The organism is Tepidimonas ignava (genome assembly GCF_004342625.1).
Classification (GTDB): Bacteria; Pseudomonadota; Gammaproteobacteria; order Burkholderiales; family Burkholderiaceae_C; genus Tepidimonas; species Tepidimonas ignava.
The window spans coordinates 33,710-49,500 of the sequence record NZ_SMAH01000005.1 but is presented as its reverse complement, the minus strand read 5'-3'; the positions used below and the strand labels follow the sequence as shown (position 1 = coordinate 49,500).

Annotated in this window: 15 protein-coding genes; 5 read left to right on the top strand and 10 right to left on the bottom strand. The window is 68.2% G+C overall.

The window, feature by feature from the left end:
* Positions 1–56 precede the first annotated feature (56 nt).
* Together EDC36_RS05080 and EDC36_RS13160 are read left to right on the top strand one after the other, a co-directional pair.
* Positions 57–356: a PilZ domain-containing protein gene (locus EDC36_RS05080; protein ID WP_132962169.1), complete on the top strand. Its 300-nt coding sequence runs from the start codon at positions 57–59 to the stop codon at positions 354–356.
* A gap of 40 nt (positions 357–396) precedes the next feature.
* Positions 397–2,262 carry a calcium-binding protein gene (locus tag EDC36_RS13160; RefSeq protein WP_165902818.1) on the top strand — a complete coding sequence of 622 codons (1,866 nt, stop codon included), beginning with the start codon at positions 397–399 and terminating at the stop codon, positions 2,260–2,262.
* Positions 2,263–2,325: 63 nt separating this feature from the next.
* Here the strand turns inward: EDC36_RS13160 and EDC36_RS05065 are convergent, their stop codons facing one another.
* Entirely contained in the window at positions 2,326–3,018 is a 693-nt protein-coding gene (locus EDC36_RS05065; RefSeq protein WP_243646485.1) for a response regulator transcription factor, read from the bottom strand.
* 253 nt (positions 3,019–3,271) lie between these two features.
* Here EDC36_RS05065 and EDC36_RS05060 point away from each other — a divergent pair, with 253 nt between their 5' ends.
* Complete coding sequence (locus EDC36_RS05060; RefSeq protein ID WP_243646479.1) at positions 3,272–3,796, top strand: glutathione peroxidase; 525 nt, start codon at positions 3,272–3,274, stop codon at positions 3,794–3,796.
* A gap of 24 nt (positions 3,797–3,820) precedes the next feature.
* Here EDC36_RS05060 and EDC36_RS05055 read toward each other — a convergent pair whose 3' ends face one another.
* Positions 3,821–4,432 (bottom strand): C40 family peptidase, encoded by a 612-nt coding sequence (locus EDC36_RS05055; RefSeq protein ID WP_207895049.1) that lies wholly within the window; start codon positions 4,430–4,432, stop codon positions 3,821–3,823.
* A gap of 11 nt (positions 4,433–4,443) precedes the next feature.
* A complete protein-coding gene (gene holA / locus EDC36_RS05050) occupies positions 4,444–5,502 on the bottom strand; it encodes a DNA polymerase III subunit delta (RefSeq protein WP_132962164.1) in 1,059 nt (352 codons plus the stop codon).
* A gap of 80 nt (positions 5,503–5,582) precedes the next feature.
* Here holA and rocF point away from each other — a divergent pair, with 80 nt between their 5' ends.
* Complete coding sequence (gene rocF / locus EDC36_RS05045; RefSeq protein WP_132962163.1) at positions 5,583–6,533, top strand: arginase; 951 nt, start codon at positions 5,583–5,585, stop codon at positions 6,531–6,533.
* A 2-nt stretch (positions 6,534–6,535) separates the two neighbouring features.
* Here the strand turns inward: rocF and EDC36_RS05040 are convergent, their stop codons facing one another.
* From EDC36_RS05040 to EDC36_RS05015, 6 genes are all read right to left on the bottom strand, one after another.
* Positions 6,536–8,401, bottom strand: a complete 1,866-nt coding sequence (locus EDC36_RS05040) for a methyl-accepting chemotaxis protein (protein WP_132962162.1) — start codon at positions 8,399–8,401, stop codon at positions 6,536–6,538.
* A gap of 103 nt (positions 8,402–8,504) precedes the next feature.
* A complete protein-coding gene (locus EDC36_RS05035) occupies positions 8,505–9,053 on the bottom strand; it encodes an LPS-assembly lipoprotein LptE (RefSeq protein WP_243646478.1) in 549 nt (182 codons plus the stop codon).
* Positions 9,050–11,752, bottom strand: coding sequence for a leucine--tRNA ligase (gene leuS, locus EDC36_RS05030; protein WP_132962161.1), 2,703 nt, complete (start codon positions 11,750–11,752; stop codon positions 9,050–9,052). Before leuS ends, EDC36_RS05035 begins: the two co-directional genes overlap by 4 nt.
* 229 nt (positions 11,753–11,981) lie before the next feature.
* Positions 11,982–12,701, bottom strand: a complete 720-nt coding sequence (locus EDC36_RS05025) for a dienelactone hydrolase family protein (protein WP_132962160.1) — start codon at positions 12,699–12,701, stop codon at positions 11,982–11,984.
* 63 nt (positions 12,702–12,764) lie between these two features.
* Positions 12,765–13,574, bottom strand: a complete 810-nt coding sequence (gene dapB, locus EDC36_RS05020) for a 4-hydroxy-tetrahydrodipicolinate reductase (RefSeq protein WP_390616961.1) — start codon at positions 13,572–13,574, stop codon at positions 12,765–12,767.
* A gap of 36 nt (positions 13,575–13,610) precedes the next feature.
* On the bottom strand, positions 13,611–14,186 hold the full coding sequence (locus tag EDC36_RS05015) for an outer membrane protein assembly factor BamE (RefSeq protein WP_132962158.1): 576 nt from the start codon (positions 14,184–14,186) through the stop codon (positions 13,611–13,613).
* Between the two features lie 115 nt (positions 14,187–14,301).
* Between EDC36_RS05015 and fur the strand changes: the two genes are divergently transcribed.
* On the top strand, positions 14,302–14,754 hold the full coding sequence (gene fur / locus EDC36_RS05010; protein ID WP_132962157.1) for a ferric iron uptake transcriptional regulator: 453 nt from the start codon (positions 14,302–14,304) through the stop codon (positions 14,752–14,754).
* Positions 14,755–14,780: 26 nt separating this feature from the next.
* Here the strand turns inward: fur and hprK are convergent, their stop codons facing one another.
* Positions 14,781–15,734 (bottom strand): HPr(Ser) kinase/phosphatase, encoded by a 954-nt coding sequence (gene hprK, locus EDC36_RS05005; RefSeq protein ID WP_132962156.1) that lies wholly within the window; start codon positions 15,732–15,734, stop codon positions 14,781–14,783.
* Positions 15,735–15,791 lie beyond the last annotated feature (57 nt).

Below are 15,791 nucleotides of genomic sequence, written 5' to 3'. Positions count from 1 at the left end.
AAAAATTGAGCGCTCTGCTTCATGCGCACGCCGCTCACATCCGCTGCAATCAATCCATGCGCAGCGAGCAGCGTCGGGCCGAGCGGCACAGTGTCGAGCTTCCCGTCATGGTGCGAGACGGTGGCTTGGGCGTCACCCGCGACGTCAGCGCCAGTGGCATGTACCTATGGGTGCCGTCCACATGGGCAGTGGGTCACTTGCTGGACTTCACCGTCGACATGACATTGGGCGGCACGGCCATGCGCCTGTTTGGACGTGGCGAAGTGGTACGCGTTGAACCTGGTGACGGCGCCGTCGGCGTGGCGATCCGCTTGGCCGAAACGCACTGGCAACGGCTGCTCCGCCCCGAGGCTTAACGGTTTATCCACGTCACACCGCAACGGCAAGGAGTTTGCAATGGCAACGTACACATGGTCCTATGGTGCCGAAGGCTCAGGCTTGCATTTCACGGTGGTGTACAACACCACGACCGAACAATTCACGGTCACCAGTCTGGAAGGCTCGTTTGACCTCAATGCGCTGTGGTTCTCGAACGGCAATGGCTCCGTGGATGGCAACGTCACGCTGACGAAATCTGACAACAGCCTCAATATGAACGGCACCAACACGGTCTGGAGCGATGACGGCAGCTCATCGGGCGCCAAAATCACCTGGGACAGCTACCTCAAGCTATCCAACCCGGGCTTGGGCAGCGAGGGCACCGCCAAAAGCACCTACCTCACCGCGGGCGAGAGCTACACCTTCGACGCTCCCAACGGATTCGTGGCCGACGGCACCACCGTGGGCGTGCGCGCCACCAGCGTCAACGGCAGCGACAGCATCAAGTGGGTGGATACGGCGGCACAGTATGACAGCGGCACGCCACCCTGGGGTACCAACCCTTACACCGTCACCGGACCTGTCGACACGGAGGGTATGGCCGGAACTGACGGCGACGATGGTAACGATGGCGATGTCGGCTTGGATGGCACCGCCGGTAGCGATGGTGGCGCTGGCACCGAGGGCGCCAACGGCGCCAACGGTAGCAACGCCGTCGGTACAGGCAACAACAAGACCGTAGCAACGAAGGGCGAAAACGGGTCGGTTGGCACCGACGGAGTGGATGGTACCGATGGCGGTGCGGGTGGCGCCGGTGGCGCCGGTGGCGAGGGTGGCGACGGTGGCGATGGCCAACCGGCGTTGGCGCTGGACGGCACAGCTTCTTACACAGCGATTTTGATCGACGCTACCCAAGGCGACGTAACCATCATCGGTGGCGCTGGCGGCGATGGCGGCGATGGCGGCGCGGGTGGCACGGGCGGCGATGGCGGCGACGGTGGTACAGGCGGCGATGGCGGCGACGGTGGCAAAGGCGGCGCCGGGGGCAACGGGTCTTCCGCTAACGGCTACAAAGATGGTGCCAGCGGTGGTGACGGTGGGGCGGGCGGCGACGGCGGCGACGGCGGTGCTGGAGGCGATGGTGGGGCGGGCGGCGACGGTGGCGACGGTGGCGACGGTGGCGACGGCGCAGTCGCAATCGTCAACGGTGACGTGAAGCAGGTTTACATCATCGGCAACTACGATGTCACCATCCTCGGTGGCGATGGCGGCGCGGGTGGTGACGGTGGTGCCGGTGGCGCCGGTGGTGCCGCCGGTGCCGCCGGTGCCGGTGGTGCCGGCGGTGACGGTGGCGCCGGTGGTGCCGGCGGCAATGCAGGACCATCTGGTACGCAGGGCGCCACCGGCAGCCCAGGCGCTGCCGGTGATGATGGCGCTGACGGCACGGCTGGCGCTGACGGCGTTGATGGCGTTGATGGCACGGCTGGCGCTGATGGCACCGATGCGCCGGCGTTTTCCGACCCCGTCGAGGTGGATGCCACAGCGCACACAGGCCACCTGACCATTTCGGGCTCCAACGGCGACGACGTGATCAAGGTTGGCAGTGGCGGCTCCACCCTGTACGACACGCTGGGCAGCGACGCCTACATGCTTGGCGAGGGTGAGGACCTCATTGTGTTCGGCTCGAACCGGGGTGATACCGATGTCGACACCATCACCAACTTCGACACATCGACTGATACGCTGAACATTGCCGATCTTCTGGACGACACTTCGTGCAGCGACTTGGCTGGGTGCGTCGCCCTCGACGAAAGTGATGGCAATACAGCTCTGCAGGTGGATCGGGATGGTGGCGGCGATGGGTACCAAACCGTGGCCATCTTGGTCGGTGTGACGGGGCTGGACGCCCAAACATTGGTCGACAATGGCAACCTGATCGTTTGATCGCCCGACGATGGACCGCCCCCGCCGTGCCCTTTCTGGACCACGGTTGGGGGACGTGCACAGTTACGTCACACCGGACGCCCACCCATGCCGGACGGCGAAATCATGCAAAGCGGTGCGGTTGGGCAACTCGAGTTTGGCGTAGATCGAGGTGAGGTGGTTGCGCAGGGTGCGCTCACTGATGCAGAGGCGAGCGGCCACATGCCGGATCGATGCCGCTGGATCACGAACCAATTCACCGATCACGATGCGCTCTTTACGCGTCAGCCGAGCCAACTGCCGTTGATGGGGCGACACAGTACCGTGCGTTCGCGCCGCCGACGTCAGCACGCGTACCATCGCCGCACGCCCGAGCCAAAATTCACCCGCATGAAGTTTGACGATGGCCTTGAACAGCACGTCCACCGGATCGTGTTTGTCCACCACCCCGCGCGCCCCCGCCAACACGGCCGCATCCAGCTTTGAGACATCAGGGGAAGCACTCAAAACCAACACCGGCACATCAGGCCGAACCAATACGAGCGTTCGCACGGCGGTCATTGCGTCGGCCATCTCCAAATCGACCAACGCCACATCCATCGGTAGCAATGGCACTTGCTGTGCCAAAGCTGTCGCATCAGAGCCGTTCCCAACGTAGGTGAGGTCTGCACTCGGCTGCGCAAAGCAGGCACGCAACCCCATGACCAACAGAGGTTGGTCACACAGCGTCCACACACGGATCCCCGTGCGAACATGCACAGCTTGAGTGTTGGTCATTTTCACGGCTTCCTTGTTACGGGACGCGGGAGCCTGCCTGGTTAAACACCCACCAACATCCTTGGCGCCGCCGTCACCTCCCTTCAGGATGCAGTTAGCATACGGTAAACGTCCTTTTGACGGTAGGGGCACTGCACCCCAGCTGGGTAGCCGTTACCATGGCTGCCCGCCCTGATAGTGCCAACAGAGACGTGCCCACATGCCTTACCCCTCACCGCGTACCCTGGGCTTTTTGACCGCCGCCCTCCTCACCATGAGCACCCCTGCCCACGCCACCCCGTGTCCGTCCATCCTGCAGCACACCTTTGCCCGACTGCAAGACGAGCAGCCCCAAAACCTGTGCCAGTACGCGGGCAAGGTGGTGCTGGTGGTCAACACCGCCAGCTACTGCGGTTTTACGCGGCAGTACGAGGGGCTGGAAGCCCTGTACCGCCGCTACCGCGACCGTGGCCTGGTGGTGCTGGGCTTTCCATCCAACGACTTTGGCCAGCAGGAGCCCGGCAGCAACCAACAAATCGCCGAGTTTTGCGCCAACACCTTCGGCGTGCAGTTTCCCATGTTTGCCAAGAGCAGTGTGCGCGGGCCCGAGGCCAACCCGCTGTTCAAGCAGCTGGCCGAGCGCACCGGCACCACACCGAAGTGGAATTTCTACAAATATTTGATCAGCCGCGACGGCCGCACCGTGCTGGCCTACAACAGCCTGACCGGCCCTGAAAGCAAAACCTTGCTGCGCGACCTGGAGCGGCTGCTGGCCGACGGTGGGCAAGCGGCCCGCTGAGGGCACGGGTTCGGCTGGGTGGGTTCAACGCCCCGGGACGCCGACGCCTTGCGCGCGCCATGGGGCTGCCCCGTCATCTGGCAGCGCCACGCGACGCGCTCCGTTGTAGCGGCGTGCCCAGTAACGATCGTCCAGGCTGGACACCTTGACCCGGTCGCCTTTGTTGGGCGCGTGCACAAATTTGCCGTCGCCCAGGTAGACACCGACGTGGCTGAACGCCCGCCGCATCGTGTTGAAAAACACCAGGTCGCCGGGCTGGAGCTGGTCGCGCGCCACGGGCTGCGCGGCCTGCGCCTGCTCCACGGCACGCCGCGGCAGCATCAACCCCAGGGTGTTGGCGTACACGTAGCGCACAAAGCCGCTGCAATCGAACCCCGCCTGCGGCGAGCTGCCACCCATGCGGTACGGCACCCCCACCAGCCCCAGCGCGGTGTCGATGAGTTGCGTGGCCACCGTGCTGGTTTCGCTGCCCACGGTCTGCAGGCGCTGCACCCACGGGCCCAGCGCACTGCCGTCGGGGGTCGGCGCGACCGCATCCACCCCCACGGCCGGCACGGCCTCCGCGGGCGCCGCCACCACGGGCGACACCCACACGGTCAGGGCCAGCACCAGCCCAAGCATCTGTCCAGCACGCATAGGGCGCGATGTTAGCAGATGGCCCGCGCACACCCCGCCGCCACGCCCACGGCCAGCCGCTGCAGTGCCGCCCAGGGGTCGGATGGCCAATCGGGATGGGGCAGCCCCTTGACCACGCCATCCACCGTCTGCGCCTCGGCCAGCCAGCGGCCGGTCAGCGCGCTGCGCAGCCGTGGCGCCAGGCGCTCGTAGCGCTGCTCGCGCGCGCCCCACACGCGCTGCTCGCGCAGCGCCAGCGGCAAAGGCTGCCCGGCGTCCAGCGCGCGGCGCACCGCGTGCAGCGCGCGCAGCTCCTCGGCCAGCGCCCAGTGCACCGGCACCGGCGCCACGCCCTCGGCTTGCAAGCCTTGCAGCATGCGCTGCACGCGCGCCAACGCCCCGTCCAGCACCGCCAACGGCAGCTTGAACGGGTCGTAGCGCGCCACGTCGAGCACGGCGCGACGCACCTGCTCCAGGCTCAACTCGCCCGGTGGGTACAGCAGGCCGAGCTTGACCACCTCCTGATGCGCGGCCAGCAGGTTGCCTTCGACCCGGTCGGCCATGAAAGCCAGCGTGCGCAAGCCCTCTTCGCCTTCGGCCACGCGTTGCCCCTGCGCCGCCAAGCGTTGCGCGATCCACGCCGGCAATTGGGCACGCTCGACCGGGTCGATGCGCACCACCACCCCGTGCGCGATCAGCGCCGCCATCCAACCGCTCTTGAGCGTGGCCGCATCCAGCCGCGGCAGCACCACCAGCGTCACCGTGTCGGCGCTGTGCGCGGCCTGCGTCGCCAGCTGCTCCAGCGCGGCCGCCCCGTCGCGTCCGGGCTTGCCCGAGGGGATGCGCACCTCCAGCACGCGCTTGTCGGCAAACAGGCTCAGCGCCCCCAACGCGGCCAGCACGGCGCTCCAATCCGCCTGCGCGCTGGCCATCGTGAACACCGTACGTTCGACGTACCCCGCGGTGCGCGCCGCCGCCCGGATGGCGTCGCACGCCTCCTGCACCAGCAGCGTTTCGTCGCCATGCACCACGTACAGCGGCGCCAGCGCGCGCTGCAGTTGGCCGGGCAATTGAACGGGGCTGACCTGCATGAAGGCCATTGTAGGTGGCCGAGCGCATGACACGCCCAGCGGGCACAATCACGCGATCGACAACCAACGTCAACACAGCGATGACCACACCGGCACTTTCCCGTACCGTGGCGCTGATCGGTGCCCCCACCGACGTGGGCGCCGGCGCGCGCGGCGCCTCGATGGGTCCCGAAGCCTTGCGGGTGGCCGGCCTGGCCGACGCCCTGCGCGCGCAAGGCGTGCAGGTGCTCGACCGCGGCAACCTGCACGGACCGGCCAACCCCTGGCAACCGGCGCAGGGCGGCTACCGGCATCTGGACGAGGTGGTGGCCTGGAACCGCGCCGTGCACGCCGCGGTGCACGCCGAACTGCAGCACGGCCACCTGCCCATCCTGCTGGGCGGCGACCACTGCCTGGCGATGGGCTCGATCAGCGCCGTGGCGCGCCATTGCCGTGCCGTCGGCCGGACGCTGCGCGTGCTGTGGCTGGACGCCCACGCCGACTTCAACACCTCCGAACTGACCCCCAGCGGCAACCTGCACGGCATGCCGGTGGCGGTGCTGTGCGGCTTTGGGCCGACGGCGCTCACGCACTTGGGCGGTGCCAGCCCCGCCTTGCACCCCAGCCAGGTGCGCCAGATCGGCATCCGCAGCGTCGACCCCGGTGAAAAGCGCTTCGTGCACGAGCAGCGCCTGGAAGTGTACGACATGCGCTACATCGACGAGATGGGCATGCGCCACACGATGGAGCAGGTGCTGGCGGGGCTGGATGACAACACCCACCTGCACGTCAGCTTCGACGTCGATTTCCTGGACCCCGACATCGCCCCCGGCGTGGGCACCACGGTCCCCGGCGGCCCCACCTACCGCGAGGCCCAGCTGTGCATGGAAATGATCGCCGACACCGGGCGCCTGGGCAGCCTCGACATCGTCGAGCTCAACCCGGCGCTGGACGAGCGCAACCGCACCGCGCGGCTGGCGGTCGATCTGGTGGAGAGCCTGTTTGGCAAAAGCACCCTGATGCGCGAGCACCAGGTGCGGCGCAGGGGTTGAGCTCAGGCAGCGGGCCGCGGCAGCCTGTGGCCTTGGCCAGGCCGTCCTTGCGGCGTGGTTTCGCCGCCGTCGATGCGAAAACGTGCCACCGCAGCGGCCAGGTCGGCCGCTTGCTGTTTGAGCGCCGTCGCCGCCGCCGCCCCTTCTTCGACCAACGCGGCGTTTTGTTGTGTGGCCTGATCCAACGCCGAGATCGCTTCGCCAATCTGCGCGATACCGTGACGCTGCTCCTCGGCCGCGGTGGCCATGTCGTGGATCACAGACGCCAGGGCCTTGACTTCTTGCACGATGCGCTCGATATCGGCGCCTGCCTCAGCCACCAGCGCCGAGCCCTCGCGCACCTCGCCCACGGATGTTTCGATCAATGACTTGATTTCTTTGGCAGCCTGCGCACTGCGCTGCGCCAGCGCGCGCACCTCGGCCGCCACCACAGCAAAGCCACGCCCGGCTTCGCCCGCACGCGCAGCCTCCACCGCCGCGTTGAGGGCCAAGATGTTGGTCTGGAACGCAATGCCGTCAATCACGTTGACAATCTCACCCACCCGCTGCGATGAGTTCGAAATGTTGGCCATTTTGGTCGTCACCGCATGCATGACCTGGCCGCCCCGCTCGGCCGCCTCGGCCGCCCCGGTCGCCCGCTGACTGGCCTGCTGCGCGCGTTGCGCGGTTTGTGCCACCGCGCTGGTGAGCTGCTCCATGGTCGCGGCGGTTTCTTCCAAACTGGATGCCGCGCTCTCGGTGCGTGATGACAGGTCAAGGTTGCCAGCCGAAATCTCCTCGGCCGCCGTATGCACTTGCCCACTGGTGCTGCGGATATCGATCAGTACCGATTGCAGCTTGGCCACAAAGGTGTTGAAGTGCCCGCTGATGCGCGCCACTTCGGAAACGACCCCTTCGGTGTCCAGCCGCCGGGTCAGGTCGCTCCCCCCCGACGCGACGTCGGCCAGCGCCGCGTCGAGCCGTCGCAAAGGACGCAGCGACACGGCCACGATGAGGCCGACCACCAGCGCCGACACAACGCCCACCACCAACGCCCCAACCAACGAGTTGAGCGCCAGCACGCGCACCGCCGCCATCGCTTCGCCTTGATGCATCGCGATGATCAGCCGCCAATCGGTGCCGGCGATGGGCCGCGCGATCAGCAGCTGTGTCTCACCGGCCATGGTGGTCGGCACCGCGGCCGTGTCCAGGGCGGACAACGCACTGGCCGTCAGGGCAGGGGAGAGCTGCTCTGCCGGCTTGAGGATCCAGTCCCGGTTGGGATGCACGATCACGCGACCATCGCGCGCCACGATGAACGCATGGCTCGACGGCGTTGGCTTGATCGCATTGACGCTGGCTTGCACCGCGTCCATGAAGATGTCGCCCGCCACCACGGCCTGCACATCGGCACCTGCGCGCTTGGCCGCTGCGAAGGTGAGCACCAGCTTTTGGGTGCCCGCATCCAGGTACGGCTCGGTCAACACCACGCCTGAGCCGGCCGCCGCCAACCGGTACCACGGCCGCACGGTGGGGTCGTAGTCAGGCGGCAGGTTCTGCGGGCTGGAAAACGCCGTACGCTTGTCCGCGTAGCCAATGTAGGTGGTGTCATAGCCGGCGGTGTGCGCGACCTTTTGCAGCGATGGCACGGGATCAGGTTCATCCACCGCGGGCAGCAAGGCTTCGACACCGCGACGGGCAGTCGCCACGAACTCGGCGATCGTCGCGGCGCGAGCGGACGCCAACGCCGCGGCGTCACTGACCAGCGTGTCATGCACCACAGTGCGCGCGATCCAGATGTTGATGGCGGAGACCACACCCACGCTGCCCACAGCCAGCGCGGTGGCCGCCGCGATGAGCTGCCATCGAAGTGTTCGAATGCCCAACATGATGCCGTCCTGTTCGACCAGGCCCTAAACCTGCTGGTCGGATTGTCTTGCCCCACAGCGGGGGCGTAAACCCCGGTAAACCCGATGCCTGCCTGCGGCCTGTTCAGCGCAACCCTGCACTGGGCAGGTTGACGTGCGCCAGCAGCACCATCCACTGGCGCACGATGGCGGTGCGCATGTCGGCAAACAGCAGCGCTTCTTCGGCCTCTTTGCCCAGCGCCACCGTTTCGGCGTAGCTGAGTTCGCGCTCTTGTTGCAGCTCGGTGGGCTCGATCAGCTCGCGTCCGCCCGGGGTGCGCAGCGCAAAACGCACCCGGCGGCGCAGCAGCAGCTCACGCACCTGGCCGGCGCTGGTGGTGCCCACGACGACGCGCTCGCGCTGGTCCAGCAGCACGTGCAGCACCACATCGGGCACCGGCGCCGCGGTGCCGGGCGCGGCCGGCGCCCGTGCGTCGAGCACCTGCACGCCGCTGGCTTGCAGCTGCGCGCGCAGGCTTTGCAGCACGTCGCTGTCGGCGCCCGCTTGCAGGCGCAAGGTGCGAAACGCCAACTGCAACCCGGCGCCGCGCAGCTGGAACCCGCAGCCGGCCAGCGACGCCATGGCCGCCCCGGCCGCCCAGCCCATCCAGGTGCGCCGCGCCAGCACCGTCACACCACCACGTTGACAAGCCGCCCCGGCACGACGACCACCTTCTTGGGCGTGCGCCCTTCGCCGTAACGCGCCACCTCGGGCGCGGCCAGTGCGGCGGCCTCGATGGCGGCACGGTCGGCGTCGGCCGCCACCGTCAGGCTGCCGCGCACCTTGCCGTTGATTTGCAGCACCAGCGCCAACTCGTCGCGCTGCAACGCCGCCTCGTCGGGCTGCGGCCACGGCGCATCCAGCAAGTCACCCAGCGCGCCCGCGTACCCCAAGCGCTGCCACAGCACCCACGTGAGGTGCGGCGTGGCCGGGTACAGGCAGCGCAGCAAGATGCCAAAGCCTTCGATCAGCGCCACGCCGCCGCCGGGCTCGCCGCTGGGATCGAACGCCTCCAGCGCGTTGAGCATCTTCATGCAGCCCGACACCACGGTGTTGTACTGCATGCGCTGGTAGTCGTAGTCCACCTGCTTGAGCAAGGTGTGGATCTCGCGCCGCAGCGCACGGGCGGCCTTGCCATACGCCACCTCGGCCAGCGACCCCGCCCCCTGCGCGGCTTGGGCGGCGGCGCTGTGGTCGAGCGCCGCCAGGCGCAGGCCAAACGCCCACACGCGCCGCAGGAAGCGGTGGCTGCCTTCCACCGCCGCGTCGTTCCACTCCAGCGTGGCCTCGGGCGGCGCGGTGAACATCGTGTACAGGCGCGCGGTGTCGGCGCCGTATTTTTCGATCAGGTCCTGCGGGTCGACGCCGTTGTTCTTGGACTTGGACATTGTGCCCACGCCCTCGTAGTCGATCGGCGTGCCCGCCGGCAGCACGCCATCGGCGCTGGGCACCTCGCGCTTGAGGCGCGCGCCGACGATCTTGCCAGCGTCGTCCAGCACATGCTCCACATCGTGCGGCCAGAAGTACTCCTTGGCCCCCTTGGCGGTGCGGCGGCTGTAGATGTGGTTGAGCACCATGCCCTGCGTGAGCAGGCGCTGAAACGGCTCGTCCACCTGCACCAGCCCCAGGTCGCGCATCACCTTGGTCCAAAAGCGCGCGTACAGCAGGTGCAAAATGGCGTGCTCGATGCCGCCGATGTACTGGTCCATCGGCATCCAGTAGCGCGTGCCCTCGCCCACCATGGCGTCGGCCAGGTGCGGGTCGCAGTAGCGCATGAAGTACCACGACGAGTCCACGAAGGTGTCCATCGTGTCGGTCTCGCGCCGCGCGGGCTTGCCGCAGCGCGGGCAATCGACCCTCAGGAACGACTCGCACTTGGCCAGCGGGTTGCCGCTGCCGTCGGGCACCAGGTCTTCGGGCAGCACCACCGGCAGATCCTCGTAGGGCACAGGCACCGGACCGCAGTCGTCGCAGTGGATGATGGGGATGGGCGTGCCCCAGTAGCGCTGACGGCTGATGCCCCAATCGCGCAGGCGGTAGGTGGTTTTTTTCTCGCCCAGGCCCTGCGCGGCCAGCAGCTCGGCCACCTTGTCCACCGCCGCTTCGTGCGCCAGGCCGTCGAGCACGCCGGAGTTGACGCAGCGGCCGCGCTGCTTGTCGGCGTACCACTCGGCCCAGGCCTCGGTGGAAAACACCTCGCCCGGCACCTCGATCACCTGCTTGATGGGCAGCCCGTACTTCTTGGCAAAGGCAAAGTCGCGTTCGTCGTGCGCGGGCACCCCCATCACGGCGCCGTCGCCGTAGCTCATCAGCACGTAGTTGCCCACCCACACCGGGATGGCCTCGCCGGTGAGGGGATGGCGCACCGTCAGCCCCGTGGGCATGCCCTCCTTGTCTTTCAGGGCCAGCTCCGCCTCGGTGGTGCCGCCCAGCTTGCAGCGCTCGATGAACGCGGCCAGCGCCGGGTTGCCGGCTGCGGCGTGCTGCGCCAGCGGGTGCTCGGGCGCCACCGCGCAGAAGGTCACGCCCATGATGGTGTCGGCGCGGGTGGTGAACACGTACAGCCGCCCATCCTGGATCAGGCGCCCTTGCGCGTCGCGGATGTCGTGCGGGAAGGCAAAGCGTACCCCGGTGCTTTTGCCGATCCAGTTTTCCTGCATCAGGCGCACGCGCTCGGGCCAGCCGTGCAGGTAGTTGGGGTTGGACGGGTCGGCCACCGCCGCCAGCAGCTCCTCGGCGTACTTCGTGATGGCCAGGTAGTAGCCGGGGATTTCACGCTTTTCGACGAGCGCGCCCGTGCGCCAGCCACGGCCGTCGATGACCTGCTCGTTGGCCAGCACGGTCTGGTCCACCGGATCCCAGTTGACCACTTGGGTCTTGCGGTAGGCGATGCCCGCCTCCAGCATCTTCAAAAACAGCCACTGGTTCCACTTGTAGTACTCGGGCGCGCAGGTGGCGACTTCGCGGCTCCAGTCGATCGCCAGGCCCATCGCCTGCATCTGCCGCTTCATGTAGGCGATGTTGTCGTAGGTCCAACGCGCCGGCGGCACGCCGTTTTTGATGGCGGCGTTTTCCGCCGGCAGCCCAAAGGCGTCCCACCCCATGGGCATGAGGACGTTGTAGCCCTTCATGCGCAACTGACGCGCCATCATGTCGTTGATGGTGTAGTTGCGCACATGCCCCATGTGCAGCTTGCCGCTGGGGTACGGCAGCATCGAGCAGGCGTAGAACTTGGGCTTGGAGGCGTCTTCGGTGACGCGGTAGGCGTCGCGCGCGGCCCAAGCGGCCTGGGCGGCGGCTTCGACGTCGCGGGGGGTGTAGGTGTCTTGCATGGCAGGCGGCATCCGGCGGCGCGGCGAGCGCGGGCGGTGTGTCCGCCCCCATGGCGCCGCGCGCATCAGCACAGGGTTACTGCGGCGGGATTGTATCGGCCGCCACAGCGCCCAGGCGTGCTGCGCGCGCCGCTTGCGCCCACTTGGGCGTCACCACCACCGGACGCGGGGTCAACCTGCTGTTATGACAAACCCAACCGGGCAAAACGTCAATCCATGCAGGCCGGTCTCACGCCAGCACCTCGGCCAGGAAGTTGTGCATCGCCTGCCACGAGCGGGCGTCGGCGCGGGCGCTGTACACGGTGCCAAAACCCGGGTCGTTGGCTTCGGGGTTGGTGAAGGCGTGCATCGTGCCGCCGTAGGCGTGCAGCTGCCAGTCGGCGCCGGCGGCGGTCATTTCCTGCGCAAACGCCAGCACCGACTCGGGCTTGGCCATGGGGTCGTCCCAGCCGTGCAGCGCCAGCACCTTGGCGTCGATGCGCCGCCCGGCGGTGTTGCCCGGCGGCGTGAACAGGCCATGAAAGCTCACCACCCCACGCAGCGGCAGGCCGCAGCGGGCCATGTCCAGCACGCTCAAGCCGCCAAAGCAAAAACCGATGGCCGCCAGGCGCTGCGCGTCGACCTCGGGCTGCTGCGCCAGGGTGGCCAACGCCGCCCCCAGCCGGGCTTGCAGCAGCGGGCGGTTTTGCACCAGCGGCGTCATCAGCGCCGCGTTTTCTTCCTTGCTGGTGCCGCGTTTGCCCTTGCCGTAAACGTCCATCGCGAAGCCGACGTAGCCGGCTTGGGCCAGCGCGCGCGCTTTGCCATCTTCGAACGCGCTGCGCCCGGCCCAAGCGTGCGCCACGGCCACCGCGGGCCGCCGCGCGGTCGCGGCGTCGTCCCACGCCAGCAGGCCCTCGAAGGTGACGCCGTCGTGCGTGTACTCGATGGTGCGGGTCTGGATCGTCATCGTGCTTGCCTCCTCACGGTCACAAAAACGGCGGCGCGCCCAACAGCCGATCGTGGCCGCCGGTCAGCGCAACCCCAACACGTCGAACATGTCGTACAGGCCGGCGCGGCGCGTGGCCAAAAAGCGCACCGCGCGCAGGCTGCCTTGCGCGTAGGTGGCACGGCTGCTGGACTTGTGCGTGATTTCGATGCGCTCGCCGCTGCCCAGGAACATCACCGTGTGGTCGCCCACCACGTCGCCGCCGCGCACGGTGGCAAAGCCGATGGCGCCAGCCGGCCGCTCGCCCGTGTGGCCCACGCGCTCGTACACCGCGCAGTCCTGCAGCCGGCGCCCCTGCGCCGCCGCGATGACCTCGCCCATTTTCAGCGCGGTGCCGCTGGGCGCGTCGACCTTGTGGCGGTGGTGGGCCTCGACGATTTCGATGTCGTAGCCGTCGCGCAGCGCCTGCGCCGCCAGCTCCAGCAACTTGAGCGTGACGTTGACGCCCACGCTCATGTTGGGCGCCAGCACGATCGGGATGTGCTGCGCCGCAGCCTCGATCGCCGCCTTTTGGGCGTCGTCAAAGCCGGTGGTGCCGATCACCATCGCGACGCCATGGCGCACGCACGCCTGCAGGTGCGCCAGCGTCCCCTCGGGTCGGGTGAAGTCGATCAGAAAGCGGCTCGCGCGCAGCGCGGCCTCGACGTCGGCGCCGATGGTCACGCCGCTGGCGCGCCCCGCAAAGGCGGCGGCATCTTGCCCCAGGGCGGGGCTGTCGGGCCGGTCCAGGGCGGCGCTGAGCGTGCAGTCGTCGGCGGCCAGCACCGCTTCGATCAGCATGCGGCCCATGCGGCCGCTGGCGCCGGCGATGGCAATCGGGTACGGGGTGGTCATCGTCATGGATGGGCAGCAGGTCGTCAAGCAGGGCTGTCAGCGCGCTTCCAGCGGCGGGTAGCTCGCCCCCGCGGGCGGCGTGGCCGGGGCGGCCGGGGCGTCGGCCGCGCGCGCCGTGGATCCGGCCGGCTGCGCGGCCTTGAGCTGGTCGTCGCTGGCTTGCAGCGGCGGCGCCTCGCCCGTGGGCCGGCGCACCTGCAGCGCGGCCACGAATTCGCGCTCGGTGGGCAGCTCGCCGTCGGCCTGCGCACGCGCCATGCGGTCGCCGTCGAACCACACCGTCACCACGCGGCGCTGCACCGGCTGGCCTTGGCGTTGGTAGGTGAATACGTAGTCCCAGCGGTCGGCGTGGAAGATGCTGGCCACCAGCGGCGTGCCCAGGATGGCCTGCACCTGCTGGCGGGACATGCCGGGCTGCAACGCCTCGACCTGCTCGCGCACCACCACGTTGCCTTGCAGGATGTCGATGCGGTACGGCGTGATGACCCCGCCCAGCGTGGACAGGCGCTGGCTGAGGCCGTCCATCGACGAGCACCCTGCCAGCCCCAGGGCGGCCAGGCCCAGCGCAGCGGCTGCAACACGATGACGGTGAAAGGAAGCGATCGGTGGCATGGCAAAACCCGCACGGCGCGCACAAACAGCGCACCAGGTTATATCATCGGGCCCATTGTAGTGGCGTGCCCATGCGGCGTGGCGCCGCCCCTTTTTGCGACCCTGCCCACACGCGATGACCAGCCTCGAAGAACTCAAGAGCACCGGGCTCAAGGCCACGCTGCCGCGGCTCAAGATCCTGGAGATTTTCCAGTCGGGCCGCCAGCGCCACATGACCGCCGAGGACGTCTTCAAAGCCCTGCTGGAGGAGCAGTCCGACATCGGGCTGGCCACCGTGTACCGGGTGCTGACGCAGTTCGAGCAGGCGGGCATCCTGGTGCGCAGCAATTTTGAGTCGGGCAAGGCCGTCTACGAGCTCAACGAGGGCCAGCACCACGACCACCTGGTGTGCCTGGATTGCGGTCGGGTGGAAGAGTTCTACGACCCCGACATCGAGCGGCGCCAGCAGGCCATCGCCCAGGAGCGCGGCTTTACGTTGCAGGAGCACGCGCTGTCCCTGTACGCGCACTGCACCCGCACCGATTGCCCGCACCGCACCCGCCCGGCGGGGCGCCGCGGCGGCGGCTGAGCGCGATCGGCCAGCGCCGCCTCGGCTCAGCCGTCGTCGCGCAGCATCGCGGCGCGCTGGCGCTGCACAAACTCCTGGTAGGTGTCGATGCCGCGCAACTGCAGCACGGTGTTGCGCACGGCGGCCTCCACCAGCACCGCCATGTTGCGTCCGGCCACCACTGGGATGACGGTTTTGCGGATCGCCACACCCAGCACATCCTGGTGCAGCGGCTCGCCCGGCAAGCGTTCGTAATCACGCTCCAGCGTGGCCAGCCGCACCAGGTGCACGATCAGGCGCAGCCGCATCTTGCGCCGCACCGCCGTTTCGCCAAAGATGGCCTTGATGTCCAGCAGGCCGATGCCGCGCACCTCCAGCAGGTTTTGCAGCAGCTCCGGGCAGCGCCCCTCGATGGTGGTCTGGTTGACGCGGTACAGGTCCACCGCATCGTCGGCCACCAAACCGTGCCCGCGCGAGATCAGCTCCAGCCCCAGCTCGCTTTTGCCCAGGCCCGACTCACCCGTGATCAGCACCCCCAGGCCCAGGATGTCCATGAACACCCCGTGCATCGTGGTGCGCTCGGCAAAGTAGCGTGACAGGTGCGCGCGCAGCACGTCGATCACGAACGCCGCCGACGCCGCGGTGGCAAACAGCGGTATGTGGGCGCGCTCGCACATCGCCACCAGCTCCGTCGGCGGCGGCTGGTCGTCGGCCACCACCAGCAGCGGCGGCTCCAGCGTCACGATGCGCGCCACGCGGCGGCGGCAGTCTTCCTCGGTGGCGTTGAGCAGGTACGCCACCTCGCGCGCGCCCAGCACCTGCGCGCGGTACGGGTGGATGTAGTTGAGGTAGCCCACCAAGTCGGCGCCGGAGCGGGCCTCGGCCACCGCCTTGTCGTCAAAGCGCCGCTCGCTGGCGCTTTGACCCGCCACCCACTGCCACTTGAGCGTTTCGCGGTGGTGCTCAAACAGCACATCGGCACTGATGGCGCGGGGTTTCATGGGCAGCCCAAGGGGTAAGCAACGGTACGACGCCTGGCCGTCCCGCGGGGGACGGCC